General features: G+C 71.1%; 14 protein-coding genes. 11 read left to right on the top strand and 3 right to left on the bottom strand.

Annotated elements, in window-relative coordinates; all coding sequences use genetic code 11:
* Positions 1–58 precede the first annotated feature (58 nt).
* From ACIPQB_RS03470 to ACIPQB_RS03450, 5 genes are all read left to right on the top strand, one after another.
* Complete coding sequence (locus ACIPQB_RS03470) at positions 59–2,884, top strand: [protein-PII] uridylyltransferase (RefSeq protein WP_446483800.1); 2,826 nt, start codon at positions 59–61, stop codon at positions 2,882–2,884.
* Between the two features lie 86 nt (positions 2,885–2,970).
* Positions 2,971–3,546 (top strand): MarR family winged helix-turn-helix transcriptional regulator, encoded by a 576-nt coding sequence (locus ACIPQB_RS03465; RefSeq protein ID WP_446483799.1) that lies wholly within the window; start codon positions 2,971–2,973, stop codon positions 3,544–3,546.
* A gap of 72 nt (positions 3,547–3,618) precedes the next feature.
* Positions 3,619–4,734, top strand: a complete 1,116-nt coding sequence (locus tag ACIPQB_RS03460) for an NADH:flavin oxidoreductase (RefSeq protein ID WP_446483798.1) — start codon at positions 3,619–3,621, stop codon at positions 4,732–4,734.
* A 237-nt stretch (positions 4,735–4,971) separates the two neighbouring features.
* Positions 4,972–5,652: a heavy metal response regulator transcription factor gene (locus ACIPQB_RS03455; RefSeq protein WP_446483797.1), complete on the top strand. Its 681-nt coding sequence runs from the start codon at positions 4,972–4,974 to the stop codon at positions 5,650–5,652.
* On the top strand, positions 5,649–7,082 hold the full coding sequence (locus ACIPQB_RS03450; RefSeq protein ID WP_446483796.1) for a heavy metal sensor histidine kinase: 1,434 nt from the start codon (positions 5,649–5,651) through the stop codon (positions 7,080–7,082). The genes ACIPQB_RS03455 and ACIPQB_RS03450 overlap by 4 nt, the downstream gene beginning before the upstream one ends.
* 24 nt (positions 7,083–7,106) lie before the next feature.
* Here ACIPQB_RS03450 and ACIPQB_RS03445 read toward each other — a convergent pair whose 3' ends face one another.
* Together ACIPQB_RS03445 and ACIPQB_RS03440 are read right to left on the bottom strand one after the other, a co-directional pair.
* Complete coding sequence (locus ACIPQB_RS03445; RefSeq protein WP_446483795.1) at positions 7,107–8,312, bottom strand: efflux RND transporter periplasmic adaptor subunit; 1,206 nt, start codon at positions 8,310–8,312, stop codon at positions 7,107–7,109.
* Positions 8,305–11,508 (bottom strand): efflux RND transporter permease subunit, encoded by a 3,204-nt coding sequence (locus ACIPQB_RS03440; RefSeq protein WP_446483794.1) that lies wholly within the window; start codon positions 11,506–11,508, stop codon positions 8,305–8,307. The genes ACIPQB_RS03445 and ACIPQB_RS03440 overlap by 8 nt, the downstream gene beginning before the upstream one ends.
* Positions 11,509–12,494: 986 nt before the next feature.
* Here ACIPQB_RS03440 and ACIPQB_RS03435 point away from each other — a divergent pair.
* From ACIPQB_RS03435 to ACIPQB_RS03420, 4 genes are all read left to right on the top strand, one after another.
* Positions 12,495–14,855 carry a TonB-dependent receptor gene (locus ACIPQB_RS03435; protein ID WP_446483793.1) on the top strand — a complete coding sequence of 787 codons (2,361 nt, stop codon included), beginning with the start codon at positions 12,495–12,497 and terminating at the stop codon, positions 14,853–14,855.
* Positions 14,856–14,952: 97 nt separating this feature from the next.
* Positions 14,953–15,636 carry a Fe2+-dependent dioxygenase gene (locus tag ACIPQB_RS03430; RefSeq protein WP_446483792.1) on the top strand — a complete coding sequence of 228 codons (684 nt, stop codon included), beginning with the start codon at positions 14,953–14,955 and terminating at the stop codon, positions 15,634–15,636.
* Between the two features lie 89 nt (positions 15,637–15,725).
* Positions 15,726–18,434 carry a PAS domain S-box protein gene (locus tag ACIPQB_RS03425; RefSeq protein WP_446483791.1) on the top strand — a complete coding sequence of 903 codons (2,709 nt, stop codon included), beginning with the start codon at positions 15,726–15,728 and terminating at the stop codon, positions 18,432–18,434.
* Between the two features lie 82 nt (positions 18,435–18,516).
* Positions 18,517–20,178 carry an MFS transporter gene (locus ACIPQB_RS03420; RefSeq protein WP_446483790.1) on the top strand — a complete coding sequence of 554 codons (1,662 nt, stop codon included), beginning with the start codon at positions 18,517–18,519 and terminating at the stop codon, positions 20,176–20,178.
* A 12-nt stretch (positions 20,179–20,190) separates the two neighbouring features.
* Here the strand turns inward: ACIPQB_RS03420 and ACIPQB_RS03415 are convergent, their stop codons facing one another.
* Complete coding sequence (locus tag ACIPQB_RS03415; protein ID WP_446483789.1) at positions 20,191–21,087, bottom strand: NAD(P)-dependent oxidoreductase; 897 nt, start codon at positions 21,085–21,087, stop codon at positions 20,191–20,193.
* 242 nt (positions 21,088–21,329) lie between these two features.
* On the opposite strand from ACIPQB_RS03415, the gene ACIPQB_RS03410 reads away from it, so the two are divergent.
* Together ACIPQB_RS03410 and ACIPQB_RS03405 are read left to right on the top strand one after the other, a co-directional pair.
* The gene (locus tag ACIPQB_RS03410; protein ID WP_446483788.1) at positions 21,330–21,869 is read left to right on the top strand and encodes a (2Fe-2S)-binding protein; all 540 of its coding nucleotides are present in this window, start codon (positions 21,330–21,332) and stop codon (positions 21,867–21,869) included.
* On the top strand, positions 21,866–24,070 hold the full coding sequence (locus ACIPQB_RS03405; protein ID WP_446483787.1) for a molybdopterin cofactor-binding domain-containing protein: 2,205 nt from the start codon (positions 21,866–21,868) through the stop codon (positions 24,068–24,070). The genes ACIPQB_RS03410 and ACIPQB_RS03405 overlap by 4 nt, the downstream gene beginning before the upstream one ends.
* The last annotated feature ends 82 nt before the right edge of the window (positions 24,071–24,152 follow it).

Here is a 24,152-nt window from a genome sequence, read left to right as displayed (position 1 = left end):
CGCCGAGACCGGCCGCCGCTTTTTGGCCCTTACGCCTCCGGTGCACCATATAGCCCTCATGCCTCGTCGCCTTCGCCCCACCCCCCTGGAACATGTCGTCGACGGCCACGCCCTGCGCGCCCGGCTGTCAGCCGCCGCCCTCGACCTGATCGGCAACGAGGCCGCCCAGCGGGCCCGGGCCATCGAGATCCTCAAGCAGGCGCTGTTTCGCGGCCGGATGATCGCCAAGGAGCGGCTGGAGAACGGGGCCGGCGGCCTGGAGACGGCCCGGCTGCTCAGCGGCGTCACCGACGAGGTGATCACCGCCCTCTACGACTTCACCACCGTCCACGTGTTCCGGGCCCGCAACCCGACCGAGGGCGAGCGCCTGTGCCTGCTGGCGGTGGGCGGCTACGGTCGGCGCACCCTGGCGCCGTTCTCGGACATCGACCTGCTGTTCCTGCGGCCCTACAAGCAGACGCCGCACGCCGAGAGCGTGATCGAGTTCATGCTCTACGCCCTGTGGGACCTGGGCTTCAAGGTCGGCCACGCCTCGCGCACCATCGACGAATGCGTCAAGCTGTCGCGCGAGGACTTCACGATCCGCACCACGATCCTGGAGGCCCGCCGCCTGACCGGCGACGAGCGCCTGGGCGCGGAGCTGAAGCGCCGGTTCCGCGACGAGGTCATGAAGGCCACGGGCGCGCAGTTCGTCGCCGCCAAGCTGAAAGAGCGCGACGACCGCCAGGCCCGGGCCGGGGCCAGCCGCTACATGGTCGAACCCAACGTCAAGGAGGGCAAGGGGGGTCTCCGCGACCTGCACACCCTGATGTGGATCGCCGAATATCTGCACCCGGTCGACCGTCCAGAGGACGTATTCCTGCTGGAGGTGTTCGACCGCCGCGAGGCCAAGGGCTTCATTCGCGCCTTCGACTTCCTGCACGCGGTGCGTGCCCACCTGCACTTCGCCACCGGCCGGCCCGAGGAGCGGCTGACCTTCGACCTGCAGCCCGAGATCGCCCGGCGCATGGGCTATGGCGACCGCGGCGACGCCCCGGCCGTCGAGCGGTTCATGCGCCGCTATTTCCTGATCGCCAAGGAAGTCGGGGCCCTGACCCGCGCCTTCTCGGCCAAGCTGGAGGCCGAGCACTTCAAGAACGAACCCAAGGGCATCTCGCGGTTCCTGCCCGGCGGCGGCAAGCCCAAGCGCAAGGCCCTGGACGTGGCCGGCTTCTATGAGGACGGCGGCCGGCTGAACATCGACGGCCCCGAGGTGTTCGAGGCCGACCCGGTCAACCTGATCCGGCTGTTCAAGACCGCCGACGCGCGCGACCTCGACCTGCACCCCGACGCCTTCACGGCGGTGACCCGCAACCTGCACCTGATCACCTCCAAGGTCCGCCGCGACCCCCAGGCGACCAAGGCCTTCCTGAGCCTGCTGGCCTTCGGCAAGCGCTCCTACCGCACCCTGACCCTGATGAACGACGCCGGGGTGCTGGGCCGCTTCATCCCCGAGTTCGGCCGCATCGTCGCCCAGATGCAGTTCAACATGTACCACTCCTACACGGTGGACGAGCACACCCTGCGGGCGGTGGGCCTGATCGGCGACATGGCGGCCGGGCGGCTGTCCGACGACCACCCGCTGGCGGTGTCGATCCTGCCGCTGATCGAGGACCGCGAGGCCTTGTTCCTGGCCATGCTGCTGCACGACACCGGCAAGGGCGGGGTCGGCGGACAGGAAAAGGCCGGGGCCCGCAGCGCCCGCAGCGCCTGCGAGCGCCTCGGCGTCGACCGGCTGAAGGTCGAGCTGGTCGCCTGGCTGGTCGAGAACCACCTGGTGATGAGCGACTTCGCCCAGAAGCGCGACGTCGCCGATCCCGGCACGGTCGCCGCCTTCGCCCGCATCGTCGAGAACCCCGAACGCCTGCGCCTGCTGCTGGTGATCACCGTCGCCGACATCCGCGCCGTCGGGCCGGGGGTCTGGAACGGCTGGAAGGGCCAGCTGCTGCGCGAGCTCTACAACGCCACCGAGGCGGTGTTCCGCGGCGGCCGCGGCAGCGACGCCGCCGCCAGCGTCCAGCGTCACCAGGAGGCCGCCGCCGAGGCGGCCCGCCACGCCCTGGTCGCCGCCGATCCGGCCGCCAAGGGCTGGGCCCAGGCCATGGAGTCGGCCTATTTCGGGGCCTTCTCGGCCCAGGACCTGCTCGACCACGCCGCCCTGGCCCGCCGGGCGTCGATCCAGGGCGGGGCGGCGGCCGAGGGCCGGGTGCCGGCCGGAGCCAACGCCGCCGAGATCGTGGTCGCCGCCAGGGACCGCCGCGGCCTGTTCGCCGACCTGGCGCTGGCCGTCTCCTCGCTCGGCGGAAACGTGGTCGGGGCCCGGGTCTTCACCTCGCGCCAGGGCCAGGCCCTGGACGTTTTCCATGTGCAGGACGTGACCGGCGCGGCCCTGGGCTGCGAGAACCCTCGCGCCCTGCGCCGGATGGCGGACGCCCTGGAGGCGGCCGGCCGCGGCGAGCCGCTGGCGGTCGAACCTCGCCGGGGTTCGGAGCTGTCGCGCACCGCCGCCTTCGCCATCGCCCCGACGGTGGTGGTCGACAACGAGGCCTCCAACGAGGCCACGGTGGTCGAGGCCTCGGGCCGCGACCGTCCGGGCCTGCTGCAGGCCCTGGCCCGCACCCTGGCCGACAACGGCCTGTCGATCCAGTCCGCCCATATCGACGGCTATGGCGAGCGGGCGGTCGACGCCTTCTATGTGCAGACCGCCGAGGGCGGCAAGGTCGCCGATCCCAAGACCCTGGCCGTGCTGAAGGCCGACCTGCTGGCGGCCCTGGAGCAGAACGAGGCCGGGGCGCCCAACACCCGCCCGGGCCTGAAGCGGGCCCGGGCCAGCGTGGCGCGGTAAGGGGCGGTTCGGCCGCACGACATCGGCCGGTGAAGGCGCTATCGTCGGCGGAGGACGCAGCCGCGTCGGGCCGGGATCGCAGCGCCATGTCAGCCATCGCCAAGCACCTCGCGGACGACCGGCCAAGGCCGCGGGCGCCGGTCGACCAGCTGCAGGCCGGCATGGCCTTCTACGCGGCCCTGGGCCTGGACGTGCGGCACTTCGGGCCGATGTGGCACGTGATGAAAGTGGCCCAGCTGGTCGAGACCGACCTGAACCGGATCAGCGGCCAGCACGGCCTGAGCATCGCCGACTTCCACCTGCTGGGCGCCCTGATGATGGAGCCGGACAAGCCGATGCGGCCGACCGACCTGGCCCTGGCCCTGAACGTCTCCAACGCCGCCCTGACGGCGCGGATCCGCAAGCTGGCGGACAGGGGCCTGGTGGTCGGCGCACCGGCCGCCGCCGATGGCCGCGTCACCGTCCTGCACCTGGCCCCCCAGGGCTCCGAGGTCGTCCTGGCCATCGGCGCGGCGATCGAGCGGGAGGGCCATTTCGTGCGCTATTTCCGCGGCCTGCCGGAGGCCGACCAGCAGGCGCTGGGCCGTATCTTGGGCGAACTGCACACATTGATGGACCGCCACTTCCTGCCTGCGCCCCGCGGCGGTCCCTTAGGGGGTTAAACAGTTCGGCTTTGCCCGGCCGCCGCCCTTCGCCCACCGTTCCCGCAGTGAAACACCCTGCGAGGAAGTCCCGTGTCGACTAGTCCCGACGTCCTGTTCGAGCCGTTCCGCGTCAAATCTCTAAGCTTGAAGAACCGCATCGTCATGGCCCCGATGACCCGCTCCTTCGCCCAGGGCGGCGTCCCGGGCGAGGCGCACGTGGCCTATTACCGGCGGCGCGCCGAGGGCCAGGTCGGGCTGATCCTGTCGGAGGGCGCGGTGATCGAGCGGCCCAATTCGCACAACGACCCGGGCGTGCCGTTCTTCTACGGCGAGGCGCTGGCCGGCTGGAAGCCGGTCATCGACGCCGTCCACGCCGCCGGCGCGGCGATGGGGCCGCAGCTGTGGCACACCGGTTCGGTCAAGAGCCTGACCGCCGACTGGGAGCCGAAGGGGCCGATCGAGAGCCCCTCGGGCCTGGTCAAGCCCGGCGAGGCCCGCGGCGTGGCGATGAGCCAGGAGGACATCGCCGATTCCGTCGCCGCCTGGGCCCGGGCGGCGGGCGACGCCCAGCGGCTGGGCTATGACACGATCGAGATCCACGGCGCCCACGGCTATCTGGTCGACCAGTTCTTCTGGGACGGGACCAACGCCCGCGCCGACCGCTATGGCGGCGCGTCGCTGGGCGAGCGGTCGCGCTATGCCGCCGAGGTCGTCGCCGCCATCCGCCAGGCGGTCGGGCCGGACTATCCGATCATCCTGCGGGTCAGCCAGTGGAAGCAGCAGGACCTGAAGGCGCGGCTGGCCCATACGCCCGGCCAGATGGCCGACTGGCTCCTGCCATTGGTCGAGGCCGGCGTCGACGTGCTGCACTGTTCGCAGCGCCGCTTCTGGACCCCGGAATTTCCGGAGATCGACGGCGAGGCGGGCCTGAACTTCGCCGGCTGGGCCAAGAAGCTCACGGGCGCGGCGACGATCAGCGTCGGCTCGGTCGGGCTGTCGGGCGACTTCATCAATGTGTTCTCGGGCGAGCGCTCGACGCCGACCGGTATCGACGGCCTGGTCCGCCGGCTGGAGCGCGGGGAGTTCGACCTGATCGCGGTCGGTCGCGCCCTGATCACCGATCCCGACTGGGCCATCAAGGTGCGGGCCGGCGACCGGAAGCGCCTGAAGCCCTTCGCCGCCGAAGCCCTGGCCGAATTCGTCTGATCGCGGCCGGAGGGTCCGCGGTCTCCGGTCGGATTTGTCATTTTCGCGTCAGCGGGCGGACCGGGTCGATCGTCGATAGTGAGGGTTCCTCGCCCTGTCGGCCCGCCCGCCGCGCGTCCGCCCCCCGGCAAGCGGCCCGCTTCGGCCTTCAGGCGCGGGGATCCCCGCTGTAGGCTGGCGCCCCGTCGCGGATCCGGTCATCGCCGCCAGGACCCGACCGCGCGTTGAAGGGCCGCCATGAAGATCCTGATCGTCGAGGACGAACCCAAGACCGTCGCCTATCTGCGCAAGGGCCTGACCGAGCAGGGCTATACCGTCGATTTCGCCAGCGACGGCGAGAACGGTCTGCACCTGGCCCAGACCCTGGACTATGACGCGGTGATCCTCGACGTCATGCTGCCGCGCCTGGGCGGCGTCACGGTGCTGGAGCGCCTGCGCCAGCGCCGCCAGACCCCGGTGATCATGCTGACCGCCCGCGACAGCGTCGAGGCCCGCCTGCAGGGCCTGGGGGCCGGGGCCGACGACTATCTGATCAAGCCGTTCTCGTTCCTGGAACTGCTGGCGCGGCTGCAGGCCATCACCCGCCGCGGCCGCAACGAGTCGACGGCGATCACGGTCGGCGACCTGCACCTGGACCTGCTGTCGCGCCGCGCCACCCGGGCCGGCAAGCGCCTGAACCTGACCGCCAAGGAGTTCGCCCTGCTGGCGGTGCTGGCCCGCCGCCAGTCGCAGATCGTCTCCAAGACCGTGATCACCGAGCTGGTCTGGGACATCAATTTCGACACCAACACCAATGTCGTCGAGGTGGCGATCAAGCGCCTGCGGGCCAAGATCGACGGGGGGTTCGACAGCAAGCTGCTGCACACCATCCGCGGCATGGGCTATGTTCTGGAGCATCGGCCGGAGGAGACCGCGTGACGCCGACCTCGATCGCCGGACGCCTGACCCTGATGTTCGCGGTGGCCACGGGGCTGGTCTCGGCCCTGGCCGGCGTGGCCGTCTTCGTGTTCCAGACCCTGGAGCTGCGCCGCCACCAGGCCGAGGAGCTGCGGGCCCGGTTCGAGATCGTCGAGACCATGGTCCACCGCCTGGGCGAGGCCGGCCGCTGGCCGCTGCTGGCCGACAAGCTGACCTCCTTCACCCCGGCCAACGACGCCATCCGCTACCGGGTCGAGAGCCCCGACCCCCGCTTCGCCTATGGCGCGCCCTGGCCGGCCGGGGCCCGGGTCGAGGGGCCGAAGCAGGGCCTGGGCTATGTGCGGTTCGAGGGGCGGCGGTTCATGACCCTGTCCAAGATGGTGGGGCCCTACCGCGAGCGTCCGGCCGTGCGCCTGACCATCGCCGCCGACACCGCCCCGTTTGACGCCTCCGGCCTGGTGCTCGGCGTCGGGGTGCTGGCCGCCTCGCTGCTGACGACCGCGGCGGTCAGCCTGCTGGGCCGGCGCATCGCCCGCGACGGCCTGGCCCCGGTCGACCGGCTGTCGCAGCACGCCGCGGCGCTCAATCCCGACGACCTCAGCCTGCGGATGCCGACCCGGCGATTGCCGGCCGAGCTGGAAGGGCTGATGGCCGCCTTCAACGGCGCTCTCGATCGCCTGCAGCACGCCTATGTCCGGCTGTCGTCGTTCAACGCCGACGTCGCCCACGAGCTGCGCACACCGCTCAGCAACCTGATCGGCCAGACCCAGGTGGCGCTGTCGCGGCCGCGGCGGCCGGACGAGCTGGAGGAGGTGCTGCACTCCAATCTTGAGGAGCTGGAGCGGCTGCGGACCATCATCAACGACATGCTGTTCCTCGCCCGGGCCGACCAGGGGGCGGTGGCCGCCAACCTGGCCCCGACCTCGCTGGCCGCCCTGGTCCGCAAGACCGCCGATTTCCTCGACGTGCTGTTCGAGGAGGCCGGCGTGACGCTGCGCATCGAGGGCGACGCGACGATCGCCGTCGAGGAGTCGCTGCTGGGCCGGGCCCTGACCAACCTGCTCGACAACGCCATCCGCCACGGCGCCGGCCCCGGCCGGGTGACCGTGACGATCGAAGACCATGGCGACGAGGTCTGCGTCGGCGTGCGCAACCGCGGCGCGCCGATCCAGGAGGCGCATCTGGCCCGACTGTTCGACCGCTTCTACCGCCTCGACCCGGCCCGCGAGAACAGCGGCGACAGCCACGGCCTGGGCCTGGCGGTGGTCAAGGCCGTCGCCGCCATGCATGGCGGCAGCGTCTTCGCCCGCTGCGAGCACGGCGAGGTGCTGGTCGGGCTGTTCCTGAAGAAGCGCGAGACCGCCGAAACGCCGGCCCCGCCGCGCGTGACCAGCGAACCGCGCGAGTCCGAACTGGCCGAGCCCGTCTGAGGGCTTCCGCTCCCCCGATCACCGCTACGAGCGGGCCGGGGCCCCGGCTTTGGCCGCGTTCTGGGGCCGCACCGGGCGGACCAGGTCGCCGTCGGCGATGGAGTCGGGCGGGTTGTTGACCACCCAGTCGGCGGCCCCGATCCCGCCGGCCAGCTCCAGGCTGGCCCCGAAGTCGCGGGCGATCCGCACCGGCCGGACCTGGACGCGGTCGCCGGGACCGACCACCGCCACCGCCGTGCCCTCCTTGCGGAACAGCAGGGCGCTGGACGGCACCCGCAGCGGCGCCGCCCCGGCCCCCGGCCCCTGCAGGTCCAGCGTCACCTGGGCGTAGGCTCCGGGCTTCAGTCGGCCGGCGCTGTTGTCGAACACCAGCTGCACCAGCATGGCCCCCGACTGGGCGTCGACGGCGTCGGCCGAGCGGACCAGCTGGGCCTCGAACACCTGGTCGGGCTGGTCGGGAGTGGTGAAGCGGGCGGTCAGGCCGGGACGGATCCCCGCCGCCAGGCTCTGGGGCACGCTGACATAGAGCCGCAGCTTGCGGGTGTCGGCCACGGTGAACAGCGGCGTCGCCCGGCCGTCGCCGGCGGCGATCAGCGCCCCGACGTCGACGTCGCGGCTGGTCACCACCCCGTCGAACGGCGCGACGATGCGCCGAAATCCGGTCAGGGCCCGCAGGCGCTGGACATTGGCCTGGGCCTCGTTGCGCATCGCCTCGCGGGCGGCCAGGTCGCCGCGCCGCTCGTCGGCCGCCTGGCGCGAGACCGCGTTGAGCTCGACCAGCCGCTCCCAGCGGGCGGCGGTGACGGCCGACAGGTCGCGCTGGGCCTGGGCCGTGGCCAGGGCGGCGTTGGCGGCGGCCAGCTGCTGGTCGACCTCCGGGGCGTCGATCTCGGCCAGCACCTGGCCGGCCTTCACCGGGGTTCCGATGTCGGCGTACCAGCGGCGCAGATAGCCGTCGGTGCGGGCGTAGACCGGAGCCTGGGCCCAGGCCTGCAGGCGGCCGGGCAGCACCAGCGCCCCGGCCTCGCCGCCGGCGGGCCGCACGACATTGACCGACGGCGTGGCGTTGTCGCGGGTCGCGGCGGCGAGGTCCTGGCGCGCGGCCAGCCGGGTGGCGGTCCCGGCGCCGAGCACCACCAGCAGGGCGGCGCCGATGACCAGGCCGGCGCGGCGCAGCCGGCGGGGATCGGTGCGGGGTAGCTCGGTCGGAGATGGCGGGGTGTCAGGCATGGACGAGACCTTCGGAGGACGCGTTCGAGGGAGACGGGCGGCGGCCGTGGACGAGAGCGAAGACGCTGGGCACGAACAGCAGCGAGGCGCAGGTGGCGAAGATCAGCCCGCCGATCACCGCCCGGCCGAGCGGGGCGTTCTGCTCGGCCCCCTCGCCCAGGGCCAGGGCCATGGGGGTCATGCCGATGACCATGGCCAGGGCGGTCATCAGCACCGGCCGGAAGCGGGTGACCCCCGCCTCGAAGGCGGCCTGGACGGCGTCGCCGTGCGCGGCCAGCCGCTCGCGGGCGAAGCTGACCACCAGGATCGAGTTGGCGGTGGCCACCCCCATGCACATGATCGCCCCGGTCAGGGCCGGCACCGACAGCGGCGTGCCGCTGGCGAACAGCATCCAGGCGATCCCGGCCAGGGCCGCCGGCAGGGCCGAGATGATCACGAACGGGTCCGACCAGGACTGGAAGTTGATGACGATCAGCAGATAGATCATCACCACCGCCCCCAGCAGGCCCCAGCCCATGCCCGAAAAGGCGGTGTTCATGGTCTGGTACTGGCCGCGCAGGGTCACCTTGACGGCGGCGGGCTTGTCCTTCTCCAGGCTCTTGAGGGCCTTCTGGACGTCGCCGGCCACCCCGCCCAGGTCGCGGCCCTGGGTGGCGGCGTAGACATTGACCATCGGCTGGATGTTGTACTGCGAGACCACGGCGGCGGTCGAGCCGCGGCTCAGCGCCCCCAGCCCGCCCAGCACCTGCGGCGGCTGGCCGGGGACGCGGGCGCCGGTGACCGGCAGGGCGGCCAGCTTCTGCAGGCTGTCGAGCATGTATTCCGGGGTCTGGGCGACGATCGGATAGGACACGCCGTTGGCCGGGTTGAGCCAGAACACCGGCGCGGTCTGGGCGCTGCCGGCCACCGCGCCGGCCAGGCTGGCGGTGACGTCGCGTTCGTCCAGGCCCAGGGCGTTGATCCGCGTGCGGTCGACGTCGAAGCGCAGCTCGGGCGCGCCGGCCGGCTGCTGGATGCGGGCGTCGGCCACCCCGTCGATCCCGCGGATCGCCCGCAGGATCTTCTGGGCGTAGGCCTGGTTCGCGGCCAGGTCGGCGCCCGTCACCTGGATGTCGATCGGGGCGGGGGCGCCGAAGTTCAGGATCTGGCTGGTGACGTCGGCCGGCAGGAACGAGAAGGTGGCGCCGGGGAACAGCCTTGGCATCTCGCGGCGCAGCCGGGCGATGTGCTCGGCGGTCGGTCGGTGGCCCGGCTTCAGGCTGATCAGGATGTCGCCGTCCTGCGGGCCGATCGTGCCCGAGGCGTTGTAGGTGACGTTGATGCCGCTGCTGCTGACGCCGATGTTGTCGACCACGGTGTCGATCTCGGCGGCCGGGATGATCGTGCGGACCTGGCGCTGGATCTGGTCGAACAGGGCCGCCGACTCCTCGATGCGCGAGCCGACCGGGGCGCGGACGTGCATGGCGATCGCCCCGGCGTCGACCGCCGGAAAGAAGTTGCGGCCCAGGAACGGGATCAGGGCCAGGCTGAGCACCGCAAAGGCCAGGAAGCCGAGCACGAAGACCCGGCCCGAACCGAGGGCGAAGCCCAGGACGCCGGCATAGCCGTCGCGGAACCGCTCGAACCGCCGCTCGAAACCCCGCTGGAAGCGGGCGAAGGGATTGCGGGACGGCGAGCGGTGGTCATGGCCGGGCTCGCCGGGGCCGCGCGGGGCATGCGGCCGCAGCAGGGCCATGGCCATGGTCGGCACCAGGGTTCGCGACAGCACGAACGAGGCGATCATGGCGAACACCACCGACAGCGCCATCGGCACGAACAGGAACCCCGACACGCCGGGCAGGAAGAACATCGGCACGAAGACGATGCAGATGCACAGCAGGCTGACGAAGGCCGGGGTGACGATCTGGGCGGCGCCGTCGAGGATCGCCGTGCGCACGTCCTTGCCCTGCTCCAGGTGCCAGTTGATGTTCTCGATGGTCACCGTGGCGTCGTCGACCAATATGCCCACCGCCAGGGCCAGGCCGCCCAGGGTCATGACATTGAGGGTCTGGCCGAACGCCGCCAGGGCGGCGATGGCGGCCAGCACCGCCAGCGGGATCGAGATGGCGATGATCGCCGTCGAACGCCAAGAGCCCAGGAACAGCAGGATCATCAGCGAGGTCAGGACCGCCGCCAGCGCCCCCTCATAGACCACCCCGGCCACCGCGGCCTTGACGAAGGCCGACTGGTCGTTGAGCGGGGTGATGGTCAGTTCCTTGGGCAGGCTGAGCTTCAGCTCCGGCAGAGCCGCCTTGATCCCGTCGACGATGGTGATGGTCGAGGTGGCGCCGGACTTCAGCACCGTCATCAGCACTGAGCGCTGGCCGTCGACATGGACGACGTTCTGCTGCGGGGCCGAGCCGTCGCGGACGTGGGCGACGTCGCTCATCCGCACGGTCGCGCCGTTGACGGTGCGGATCGGCAGGGCGTTGAGCTCCTCGACCGAGCCGGGGGCGTTGTTGAGCCTGAGGCTGTACTGGAGCTCGCCGATCTTGACGAAACCGGCGGGGGTGATCTGGGTCTGGGCGGCGATGGCGGCCCCGACGTCGCTGGCCGACAGCCCCTTGGACAGCAGCGCCTGGGGATCGATGTCGACCTGGATCTGCCGGGTGCGGCCGCCGAACGGAAACGGCATGGCCGCGCCGGGCACGGTGACCAGGCGGGTGCGGATGAAGTTGAGCCCGTAGTCGAACAGCTGCTGCTCGCTGAGGCCCTCGCCCGACAGGGCCAGCTGGACGATCGGCACGGTCGAGGCGTTGTAGTTGAGGATCAGCGGCGGGGTCGTGCCGGTCGGCAGCTGGCGCAGCAGGGTCTGGGAGACGGCGGTGATCTGGGCGTTGGCCAGGCGCACGTCGGCCCCCGGCTGGAAGTAGATCTTGACCACCCCGATCCCCGGCAGGGAGGTGGATTCGATGTGCTCGATGTCGTTGACCGTCGTGGTCAGGGTGCGCTGGTAGGGCGTCAGGATGCGGCCGGACATCTCCGCCGCCGGCAGGCCGTTATAGGTCCAGGCCACCGCCACGACCGGCACGCGAATGTTGGGAAAGATGTCGGTCGGCGTGCGCAGCACGGCCAGCGCCCCGACGATGAACACCATGATGGCCATCACCACGAAGGTGTAGGGACGTGAAAGCGCGATCCGCACGAGGGAGATCATGGCAGGTTCCGTCATCGCGGAAGGGAGATGGCCCCAGGCCTACCAGCGCCACGCGGTCGCCACGCTGACGCCAAACTGACAAGCCGGTCATTCGACACGGCGGCCGGCCAGACGCCCTCGCCGTGGTCATCGCGACCGGCGGGCGCCTAAGGATTCACCGTCGTTTTCTTTCCTTCGATCTTCCCTCCCCACTTTCTTTCTATCTTCCCTCCCCCTTGCGGGGAGGGTGGCCCCGAAGGGGTCGGGTGGGGGCCGGCGTAGGGCGTTCGACCACCGGCCGGCTCAGCAGGCCCCACCCGACCCTGGCTCCGCCAGGGCCACCCTCCCCACGGAGGGGGAGGGAAGGGTAGAAAGAACGGGGAGAAAAGCGTTTGGGGAGATCGGGACGCGTCGATCCCCGTGGGTGAGGCCGCGAACCTCAAGCTTTCCAACGCCTTGCAGAATCTTCAGCGTCACAAGTCCTCGGCGCTGAAACCGCCCCTATCCTGAACCCACCTCGTTGCAGGGAAAGGACGCATGGCCAGCGACCGATGCGGCGGCGGGGGGCGATCGAGCGGGACTGGGCTGGAGGGGGTTACTTCAGCGTGTCCGGGGAGCCTGGCGTTGCAGGCCCCGCCCGCCGTCGGCGTCGACGGGGATAAAGCGCGTGTGTCGAAGATCCGCGCCCTCGTCGCCGGGGCCCGTCGGAAACGGCGGGGTTCCGGAGTCCGGCTAGGCCTTAACAGGGCCGCCTACCGGACGCGGACGGAAAACGAGCGCGCGGAGCGGTGGCTTCGTCGAAACGGTACTCACTCAAACACTCCGGACGTCGTCCGGCGCTCCGCGTCCCTTTCCATTCCCTCAGCGGCGATCCGCGTGAGCGCGCGGCATCGCGCATGAGATGCCGGCCATTTTGAGAATGATTATCATTGCGCCTCAGCAACGCTCCAGCTAAGAACGCGTCGCAATTACGACAAAGGCCGTCAAAGGTCCGCTGGGGTTTTTCGATGCACAAGCTTTCCAAGCCCGCCATGACCGGCGTCCGCAGCCAGGCCCGCCGCGCCCTCGGGGCCGCCGCCGTCGCCGGGCTCGCCGGCCTGACCCTGGCCCCCGGCGCCTTCGCAGCGGCCGCGGCGCCTGAGGCCGACGCCGATGCGGCGGTCGCCACCGCCGCCAGCACCGAGATCAGCGGCGTCCAGGTCGACGGCCGCAAGAAGGCCGCCGAGGTCAGCTCCCTGAAGTTCACCGCCCCGCTGGTCGACACCCCCAAGGCGATCACGGTGATCCCGCAGAAGATCATCACCCAGACCGGCGCCACCTCGCTGCAGGACATCCTGCGCACCTCGCCGGGCATCACCTTCGGGGCCGGCGAAGGCGGCCAGCCCCTGGCCGACCGGCCGTTCATCCGCGGCCAGAGCTCGGGCAACGACGTCTTCGTCGACGGCGTCCGCGACAGCGGCGGCCAGACCCGCGAGGTGTTCAATCTCGAGCAGGTCGAGATCGTCAAGGGACCGGACTCGGCCTACGGCGGCCGCGGCTCGGGCGGCGGCAGCATCAATCTGAGCTCCAAGAGCCCCAAGGCCGACGACTTCGCCACCGCCTCGCTGGGCGGCGGGACCGACCAATATGTCCGGGCCACGGTCGACCTGAACCACAGGATCAACGACGGCGTGGCCGTGCGCCTGAACCTGCTGGGCACGCAGGGCGACGCGCCAGGCCGCAAGGCCGTCGAGTTCGACCGCTGGGGGATCGCCCCGTCGATCGCCTTCGGCCTGGACGGCCCCACCAAGCTGGTGGCCAGCTACTATCACCTGGAGGGGAACCAGACGCCCGACTACGGCCTGCCGCTGATGACCAAGACGACCGAGCCGCGCACCGCCTCCGGCGTCCTGGCCGTCGACCGCCGCAGCTTCTACGGGATCGCGTCGCGCGATTACCAGAAGACCAAGGCCGACATCGGCACCGTGGCCTTCGACCAGCAGATCAACGACCGGCTCGGCGTCCGCCAGGTGGTCCGGATCTCCAAGACCCTCAACAACTATATCCTGACCAATCCCGGCGACGGCGGCGCGGCCCAGTTCGTCAACGGCGCCTGGTGGATGAAGCGCGGCACCAAGACCCGCTGGAACCCGACGACGACCCTGGCCTCGGTCACCGACCTGCACGGCAAGTTCACCACCGGCGGGATCGAGCACAGCTTCGACGCCGGGCTGGAGCTTAGCCGCGAAAAGAACCTCAACGCCACCTATGCGACCTTCACCACCGGCGGCTCGGCCTGCCCGGCCGGCTATGTCATCCCGGCCGCGACCCTGGCCAGCCTGGGGGCCGGCGACTGCACCCTGGTCTACGCGCCCAACGACAAGGACAGCTGGAGCGGGATCATCGCCCGCGGCCCGGCCAACTACAACATCACCAAGACGGCGGCGGTCTACGCCTTCGACACGATCAAGTTCGGCGACAAGTGGCTCCTGAACCTGGGCCTGCGCCGCGACAACTACCAGACCTTCGGCCACGACTACACGACCACCAACGCCGGCGGCGCCTTCACCATCACCGCCATCACCGCCCGCGAAGGCGAGTGGAGCTTCACCAACTATCAGGCGGGCCTGGTCTACAAGCCGACCGAGCACGCCAGCCTCTACGTCTCCTACGGCACCGCCTCGACTCCGCCGGGCGTGGCGGGGGGCGACCAGAACAGCAACGCCAGCGCCGGCACGGGCAACCTGTTGACCACCGTCCTGGAGCCGGAAGAGAGCAAGAGCGTCGAGCTGGGCGCGAAGTGGAACCTGTTCGGCGACACGCTGGCCTTGTCGGGGGCGGTGTTCAGGACCACGCGCCAGAACGCCCAGATCCAGACCGACCCGGGCGTCTACCAGCAGGTCGGCGAGGTCGAGGTCAAGGGCGTCGAGCTGGGGATTTCGGGCAACATCACCCCCAAATGGCAGGCCTTCGGCGGCTACACCTACATGGACAGCGAGCTGGTGCGCGGGGCGATCACCGTCCTGGCCAACGGCACGATCATTTCCAACCAGGGCGACCCGCTGGCCAACACCCCCCAGAACAGCTTCAGCCTGTTCTCGACCTACCGGGTGGTCCGCGGCCTGTCGCTGGGCGGCGGGGCCTATTACGTCTCCAAGAGCTTCGGCGGCAACCAGGGCGGGGCCGGCGGCGGGGCCAACGCCATCTACGCCCCGGCCTATTGGCGCTTCGACGCCTTCGCCAGCTACGTGGTCAACGACAAGGTCGACCTGCAGCTCAATGTCCAGAACCTCGCCGACGAGCGCTACATCGCCAAGACCAACGGCGTGCACCACGCCGATCCCGGTCCGGGCCGGCAGGCGATCCTGACCTTGAACGTCAAGTACTGATCCTCTTCCTCCCCGGAGTTGATCTTTCGACGTTCGAGCGCCTCGCCCGGGAGCGGCCCCTCCCGGGCGAGGCCATAGTTCTGCTAGGGATGGGCGCATGATGCTGCAGATCGCCGACGTCCTGACCGCCGACCAGGTCGCCCATTGCCGGGCCGTGCTCGACGCCGCCGACTGGATCGACGGCAACGCCACCTCCGGCTTTCAGGCGGCGATGGCCAAGCACAACCAGCAGCTGCCGCAGGACGCCGCAGCGGCCCGCGAGGTCGGGGCGCTGATCGTCCAGGCTTTGCAGGCCAACCCGCTGTTCGTCTCGGCCGCCCTGCCGCGCGCCATCCTGCCGCCGCTGTTCAACCGCTATGGCGAGGGCATGGGCTTCGGCGACCATGTCGACAACGCCATCCGCCGCGATCCCTCGACCGGCCTGCCGCTGCGCACCGACCTGTCGGCGACCCTGTTTCTGACCGATCCGGACGCCTATGACGGCGGCGAGCTGGTGGTCGAGGACGCCTTCGGCAGCCATATCGTCAAGCTGCCGGCCGGCGGGCTGATCCTCTATCCGGCCTCCAGCCTGCACCGCGTGACGCCGGTGACCCGCGGCGTGCGCACCGCCAGCTTCTTCTGGATCCAGAGCCTGGTGCGCGACGACGCCCGGCGCGGCCTGCTGCTGGACATGGACGTGGCGATCCAGCGCCTGTCGACCGCGGTGGGGTCCGTCGACCCGTCGGTGCTGTCGCTGACGGGGACCTATCACAATCTGTTGCGCATGTGGGCGGAGGTATAATGCTCGGTCAGCGAACATAGATCGCCGACGCCAACCATAAGTTTACCCTTAAGCTGCAGCATCGCCGAATCCGTTTCCCTGGAGCCGCGATGTCCCCGCCCCCCGCCGACCGCCCCCGAGCGTCCGCCCGGCTCAGCGACGTCGAGAGCGCCCAGTGGTTCTTCGACCACGCCCACGACCTGTTCGCCGTGCTGGTCCAGGGCCGGTTCGCCACGGTCAACGACGCCTGGACGCGGGTGACCGGCTGGACCCGGCAGGAGCTGATCGGCCAGCCGGCCCTGCGCTTCGTGCATCCGGACTCGCATTCCGACTTCATCGAGGCCGCCAGCCTGATCCGCGCCGCCGGCGAGGCCCGCAACCGCCTGAAGGTGACCTGCAAGGCCGGGGGCTGGGTCTGGCTGGAGAACCAGTCGCGGCTGGGGCCGAACGGCGAGATGGTCGGGACCCTGCGCGACGTCACCGCCGACGTGGCCCGCCAGGCCGAGCTGGCCGCCGCCCGCGACACCCAGGACCTGCTGGCCACCGCCGCCGGCATCGGCGTCTGGAGCTACGAGCCGCACGAGGGGCGGATCGAATGGTCGCCCGGCATCCTGGCCGCCACCGGGCTGAAGGCCGAGCAGGTGTCACGGCCGGACCTGTTCTTCGCCCGCCTCGACCCGGCCGAGGGCGAGGGCCTGCGCGCGGCGTTCGACCGCGCGGTGCGCACCGGCCTTGGCGGCACCATCGAGCACCGGTTCCGCGACGCGGACGACCAGTGGTTCACCTACCGCGCCACCTTCCGCACCGAGCCGCGGGCCGACGGCCTGTTCGCCCTCAAGGGCATCTCGCAGAACGTCACCGACGTGGCCCGCACTCGCGACGCGGCGGTCTGGGCCGAGCGCCAGGCCCGCCGGCTGGTCGAGGAGGCTCCGTTCGCGGTCGCCCTCTACGACCGCGAGCTGCGCCTGCGGGTGGTCAGCCCCCGGTTCCTCGACATCTTCCAGGCCACCGAGGCCCAGGTGATCGGCCGCACCCTGCACGACCTGACCTCCGGCGCCCGCCGCCGTTTCGTCGCCGCCGTCGAACGGGCCCTGACCGGCGAGACCGTGGTGCGGCGCGAGGACCAGCTGACCGATGGCGTGGGGCGCTCCCACACCCTGCGTTGGGAAGCCCGGCCCTGGCGCGACGCCGACGGCGAGATCGCCGGGGTCCTCACCTATATGGACGACGTCACCGCCCTGTCGGAGGCCCGGCGCGAGGCGCGGGCCAACGCCCGGCGGCTGCGCGTCGCCCTGGGCGCGGCCCACGCCGGGGTCTACGAGATCGACCATGTGGCCAAGACCTTCTGGGGATCGCCCGAATTCCACCGCATCCTCGGCCGCCGGATCACCTATGAGGACGTGCGCGGCGCCGTCTGGCCGATGATCCACCGCGACGACGTGGCCGAGATCTATGAGGCGAGCGCCCGGTGGCGGGACACCAACCGCCAGGGCAGCCAGGCCTTCGACGCCCGCGTCCTGACGGCGGACGGCGCCGAGCGCTGGATGCGCATCTTCCACCAGGTGCGGGAAGACGCCAACGGTCGGGTGCGCAAGGCCTTCGGCCTGATCCTCGACATCGACGAGAAGAAGCGCGCCGAGCTGGCCCTGGTCGCGGCCGAGCGCGCCGCCCAGGCCGCCAACGAGGCCAAGGCCCAGTTCCTGGCCAATATGAGCCACGAGATCCGCACCCCGATGAACGGCGTGCTCGGGGTGATGCACCTGCTCAGGCGCGAGAAGCTGCCGGGTGAGGCCGACCACCTGCTGCGCGAGGCCCTGGCCTGCGGCCGCATGCTGTCGACCCTGCTGGACGACGTCATCGACTTCTCGCGGATCGAGGCCGGGCGGCTGGAGGTGACGCGCGAGCCGGTCGATCCCAGCGAACTGGCGGCGGGCGTGGCCCGGCTGCTGCGGGGCCAGGCCGAACACAAGGGCCTGGAGCTGCGGGTCGAGGCGGCGGCTAACCTCGGCCTGATCCTGACCGACCCCAGCCGCCTGCGTCAGGCGCTGTTCAACCTGATCGGCAACGCCGTGAAGTTCACCCTGGCCGGCTCGGTGACCTTGCGGGTCAGTCTGGTCGAGCCCGAAGGCGAGGCTGACACGCCGCGCATCACCTTCGAGGTGATCGACACCGGCGTCGGCATCGCCGCCGAAGCCCAGGGGCGACTGTTCGAGCGCTTCCAGCAAGCCGACGCCAGCACCACCCGTCGGTTCGGCGGCTCGGGCCTGGGCCTGGCCATCACCCGCCGGCTGGCCGAAATGATGGGCGGCGAGGTCGGCTTCACCTCCCGCGAGGGCGCCGGCTCGACCTTCCGGCTGACCATCGCCGCGCCGCCGGCCCAGGCGCCGGCCGAGGAACGGCCGATCGCCGACGACCTGCTCGAAGGCCTGCGGATTCTGGTGGTCGAGGACAACGCCACCAACCGCATGGTCGTCCGCCGCGTCCTCGAACAGCTGGGCGCGATGGTCGACACCGCCGACGATGGCCTGGCCGGTGTCGCCGCGGCCCAGCACGGCGGCTTCGACCTGATCTTGATGGACGTGCAGATGCCCGGCATCGACGGCCTGGAAGCCGCCCGACGGATCCGCGCCCTGCCGGGCCCGGCGGCCCGCACCCCGATCATCGCCCTGACCGCCAACGTCATGTCGCACCAGCGCGCCTCGTACCTGGCGGCGGGCATGGACGGCGTCGCCGCCAAGCCGATCGTCCCGGCCGCCCTGATCGGCGAGATCGTCCGCCTGGCGGGCGACGAGGGCGTCGACGAGGCGGCGGTGGCCTGAGGCCGGCCGGCGGATCGGTCTTCCCACCCCGCCGAAAACCGGGCTAATGCTGCTCGCCAGAAACCGCGGGGGAAACAACGGCATGACGGTCCAGGCCAAGGGGGAAGACCGCGCCTCGATGCGCACCGTGGTGGCGGCCTCGTCCGCCGGCACCGCCTTCGAATGGTACGACTTCTTCATCTTCGGCAGCCTGGCCCAGGTCATTTCCAAGACCTTCTTCGCCGGCCTGACCGAAACCGCCGGCTATGTCGCCGCCCTGGCCCTGTTCGGGGTCGGCTTCGCCTTCCGGCCGCTGGGGGCGCTGGTGTTCGGCAAGATCGGCGACCAGGCCGGCCGCAAGGGCGCCTTCCTGGCCACGGTGCTGCTGATGGGCGGCGCGACCTTCGCCATCGCCTTCCTGCCCACCTATCACCAGGTCGGAATCATCTCGCCGATCCTGCTGATCCTGATGCGCTGCGTGCAGGGCTTCGCCCTCGGCGGCGAATATGGCGGGGCGGCGATCTATGTCGCCGAGCATTCGCCGCCGGGCGAGCGCGGCTGGTCGACCTCCTGGGTGCAGACCTCGGCGGCGTTCGGCCTGTTCGGCGCCCTGCTGGTGATCCTGCTGACCCGCTGGCTGCTGGGCCTGCACGCCGGGCCGGGCGCGTTCGACGCCTGGGGCTGGCGCATTCCGTTCGCCGTCTCGATCGGCCTGCTGGCGGTGTCGGTGTGGATGCGCCTGAAGCTGACCGAGAGCCCGGCCTTCGCCAGGATGAAGGCCGAGGGCGAAGCCTCCAACGCCCCCTATGCCGAGGCGTTCGGCCAGTGGAAGAACCTCAAGCTGGTGCTGCTGGCCTTCTTCGCGATGATGTCGGCCCAGGGAGCGGTCTGGTACACCAGCTTCTTCTACATCCAGACCTTCATGGAGAAGTTCCTCAAGGTCGCGCCCGCCACGATCAACGGGCTGATGATGGCCGCCACGGCGGTCAGCGCCGTCTTCTACGTCGTGTTCGGCTGGCTGTCGGACAAGGTCGGCCGCAAGCCGGTGATGCTGGGCGGCATGACCCTGGCGCTGGCCTTCTACTTCCCCGGCTTCCATCTGCTCGAGCGGGCCGCCAACCCGGCCCTGGCCGAGGCCACGGCCCGCGCCCCGGTGGCGGTTACCGCCGATCCCAAGGACTGCGCCCTGCAGTTCGACCCGGTCGGCAAGGCCGCCTTCGTCTCCTCCTGCGACATCGCCAAGAGCGCCCTGGCCAACGCCGGAGTGTCCTACGCCAACCACCAGGGCCCGGCCGGGGCCCCGGCCGTGGTCCAGATCGGCGACACCCGGCTCGTCTCCCAGAGCGCCAAGGATCTGCCGCCGCCTCAGGCCAAGGCGGTCAAGGCCGCCGGCGAGGCCGCGATCAAGGCCGCCCTGGCCAGGGCCGGCTATCCGACCAAGGCCGATCCGGCCCGGATGAGCCTCTGGGGCATGTTCGGGGTGCTGCTGGTGTTCGTGATCGCCGCCACCGCCCTGTTCGGGCCCCTGGCCGCCTGCCTGGTCGAGCTGTTCCCGACCCGTGTGCGGTATACGGCCCTGTCGCTGCCCTACCATATCGGCACCGGCTGGGTCGGCGGTTTCGTGCCGTTCAGCGCCTTCGCCATCGTGGCGGCGGTGGGGAACATCTATGCCGGGCTCTGGTACCCGGCCTTCTTCACCGCCATCAGCGTGCTGACCACCCTGTTCCTGCTGCCCGAGACCAAGGCCCGGTCCCTGGACCAATAGGCCTCCTGCGGCTCAGGCCGCCGGCGCGGCCATCAGCACCTCGACCGCCACGGCCGCGGCGGCCAGGGCCTGGATCGCCGTCGGATCGACCGGGGCGACGATCAGCCGGACGATCTGCCGCCCCTCGCCGGCCAGTGCGATCAGCCGCTCGGCCCCGGCCTCGTCCAGGCTCAGCCGCTGCACGTCGCGACGGACCAGGGCCAGCACGTCCGGGTCGGCGCCGTCGTCGGCGACCAGCACGTCGGCCGCGCTCAGGGCGCGCACGGCCCGCAGGGTCAGCAGGTCGGCGGGGCCCTTGCCGGCGATGAACCGCACCTTGCCCTCGCGCCCGACGCCCTTGGCCAGGGCCTGGCGGAACAGCTCGCCGGCCTTGTCCATGTCGCCGCCCATCGCCGCCTGGGCCGCTTCGCCGGTCACCGCGTCGCGCAGGAAGGCGCGGCGCTCGTGCAGGGCCGGCAGGGCGGCGCGCACCTCGTCCTGGAACCGGCGCAGCAGGGCGGCCACCCGGCCCGAGCCCTCGGGCACCTGGACCTCGATGTCGTTGCGCAGCTTGGTGGCCAGGGTCGGCGAAGCGCCGCCGGTGCCGACGGCGGCCACCACCTCGCCGCGGTCGATCACCGCCGGGGTGTTGAAGTCGCTCATCGCCGGGCGGTCGACGACATTGACCAGCACCCGCGCCGCCCGGGCCGCACTGGCGGCCGCCTGCAGGAACACCTCGTCGTCGCCGGCCACGAAGGCCAGGACGGCGCCGGCATAGGTCCCCGGCAGGAAGGCGGCCGGACCGTCGACCCGGACCAGGGTCGCGGGCGAACCCTCGAACAATCGGGCCTTGTTGTCGGCGGCCTCGCCATGGCCGGCGATCACGACCCTGCGGCCGGCCAGGGGGAAATAGGCGGGAAACAGATCCAAGGCGCAGGTCCTGACAACATGGCGAGGAGCGCAGGCTAGAGCATCGTGCGAAAAAGGGGAGGCCGGTTTTCCGCGACAACGACGCGAAAACAAGGATCTAGGGCCGGCCGCGGAGTTCCGGACCTCACGCGACGGGCTCAAGCGCGTCGGCGGCAAGATTTCACTGGCGCCCCTGGGTTTGAGCAGTGTTAAAATCGTCAACGCAGGGTCGCGGACCCGCATGCTTTGGGAGGCGACGGCTGATGGCGACGACCCTGGACATCAATGGCAAGGCGGTCGCGGTCAAGGCCGCCCCCGAAACGCCGCTCCTCTGGGTGCTGCGCGACGAGCTGGGTCTGACCGGGACCAAGTTCGGCTGCGGCATGGCCCAGTGCGGGGCCTGCACCGTGCACGTCAACGGCGATCCGGTCCGCTCCTGCGTGACCCCGATCGCCGCGCTGGCGGACGCCAAGATCGCCACCATCGAAAGCCTGGGCGGGGCCCATCCGCTGCAGCAGGCCTGGGTCAAGCACGACGTGCCGCAGTGCGGCTACTGCCAGTCGGGCCAGATCATGTCGGCCGCCGCCCTTTTGGCCCAGACGCCTGCGCCCGGCGACGAGGACATCGACAACGCCATGAGCGGCAACATCTGCCGCTGCGGCGCCTACCAGCGCATTCGCGCCGCCATCAAGGAGGCCGCCGGCCTGGCCTCGGCCCCGGTCGTCACCGCGGCGTCCGCCAGCGACATCGATGACGAGATCGCCGCGGCCTCGGGCTCGACCGGCCGGGGAGCCCGCCAATGACCGCGCCCCTCGACATCCGCCCCGCCGATGCGGCGAACCCGGTCCCGGCGCTCAGCCGCCGCGAGCTGGTGGTCGGCGCCACCCTGGCCGGCGGCGCCCTGCTGGTCGGCTGCTCGCCCGCCGACCTGATGAGCGCCGGCTCGAAGATCAAGCCCGGCGCCTTCGGACCGTTCATCCGCTTCGATCCGGACGGGTCGGTGACCGTGCTGTCCAAGCACATCGAGTTCGGCCAGGGCAACCACGCCGGCCTGGCCGCCATCGTCGCCGAGGAGCTGGACGCCGACTGGAGCCGGGTCAAGGTGGTCCACGCCCCGGCCAACGCCAAGCTCTACGCCAACGGCGCCATGGGCGTGCAGCTGACCGGCGGCTCGTCGGCGATCTCCAACTCCTGGGACCAGCTGCGCAAGGCCGGGGCCGGAGCGCGGGCGATGTTCGTGCAGGCGGCGGCGAGCCAATGGAACGTCCCGGCCGGCGAGATCACCGTCAAGGACAGCGTCCTCAGCCACGCCGCCAGCGGCAAGAGCGCCGGCTTCGGCCCGCTGATCGCAGAAGCCTCCAAGGTCGCGCCGCCGCAGAACCCCACGCTGAAGGACCCCAAGACCTTCACCCTGGTCGGCACCGACCGCGTGCGACGCAAGGACAGCCAGGCCAAGAGCGACGGCACGGCCCGCTACACCCAGGACGTCCGGCTGCCCAACATGCTGGTGGCGGTGGTCGCCCATCCGCCGCGGTTCGGGGCCACGGTGAAAAGCTTCGACGCCGAAGCCGCCCGGAAGGCGCCCGGCGTCGTCGAGGTCTACCAGATCCCGACCGGGGTGGCGGTCGTCGCCGACAGCACCTTCGCCGCCCGCATGGGCCGCGAGGCGCTGAAGGTCGAGTGGGACGAGAGCAAGGTCGAGGACCGCGACTCGGCGACCATCGCCGCCCAGTGGCGCGACATCGCCGCCGGCAAGGGACCGTCCGACCTCAAGTGGGAGGCCTTCGACTCCAAGGGCGACGCGGCGGCCGCGGCGACCGGCGGCGGCCAAGTGCTGGAGACGACCTACGACTTTCCCTATCTGGCCCATGCGACCATGGAGCCGATGAACTGCGTGGCCCAGGTCGACGGCCACAAGGTCAAGCTGACCTTCGGCTCGCAGGGCCAGACCCTCGATCAGCTGGCCGCCGCCAAGATCGTCGGGACCCTGCCCGGCTCGGTCGAGATCGAGACCCTGTTCGCCGGCGGCTCGTTCGGCCGGCGAGCCAATTTCCAGTCCGACTATGTCGCCGAATGCGTCCAGATCGCCAAGAAGGTCGGCGGCGGCCGGCCGGTGAAGCTGGTCTGGACGCGCGAGGACGACATGCGGGCCGGCTATTTCCGGCCGCTGGTCCATCACGCGGTGCGGGTCCGGCTCGACAAGGACGGTTATCCGGCCACCTGGCGGCACCGGATCGTCAGCCAGTCGATCATGAAGGGCTCGCCGATGCCCAGCAAGGGTCCCGACCAGACGGCGATCGAGGGAACGGCGGGCTCGCCCTATCTGAAGGCGACCCCGATCGTCGACGCCCAGGTGGCGCTGCCCGAGGCCGGCGTGCCGGTGCTGTGGTGGCGCTCGGTCGGGGCCACCCACACCGCCTTCGTCATGGAGCACACGATCGACCAGCTGGCGCGCAAGGCCGGCAAGGACCCGGTCGGCTATCGCCGCGCCCTCTACGCAAAGGCCGGCGCCCAGCGCCACCTGGCGGCCCTGAACCTGGCGCTCGAAAAGGCCGGTCCGGCGGCGACGCCGGGCTGGACCCGCGGGGTGGCGGTGCACGAGAGCTTCGGTTCGGTGGTCGCCCAGGTCGCCGAGGTCAAGCTGATCGACGGCGCGCCGCGCGTCGGCCGCGTGGTCACCGCCATCGACTGCGGGACCGCGATTTCGCCCGACCAGATCGCCGCCCAGATGGAGGGCGGAACCTGCTACGGCCTGTCGGCGGCGCTCTATGGCGAGATCACCCTCACCAAGGGGGCGGTCGACCAGAGCAATTTCGACACCTATCGCGTGCTGCGGATCAACGAGGCGCCGACCGTCGAGACCCATATCGTGCCCTCGGTCAACCCGCCCAGCGGGGTCGGCGAACCGGGGACGCCGGTCATCGGACCGGCCGTCGCCAACGCCCTGCTGGCGATCTCCGGCGCCCCGACCACGCGCCTGCCGTTCGTGCGGTCCGAGGCCTGATGGGGCGCGGAGACCCTGGATCACGCCAGCCGACCCGCGACACTTTCGCCCGCTGGGCGTGCGTCGAGCGCAAGTTCGTGCA

Source organism: Caulobacter sp. LARHSG274 (assembly GCF_052871235.1).
The sequence above is the reverse complement of the archived record's forward strand: the minus strand, read 5'-3'. Positions and strand labels throughout refer to the sequence as shown.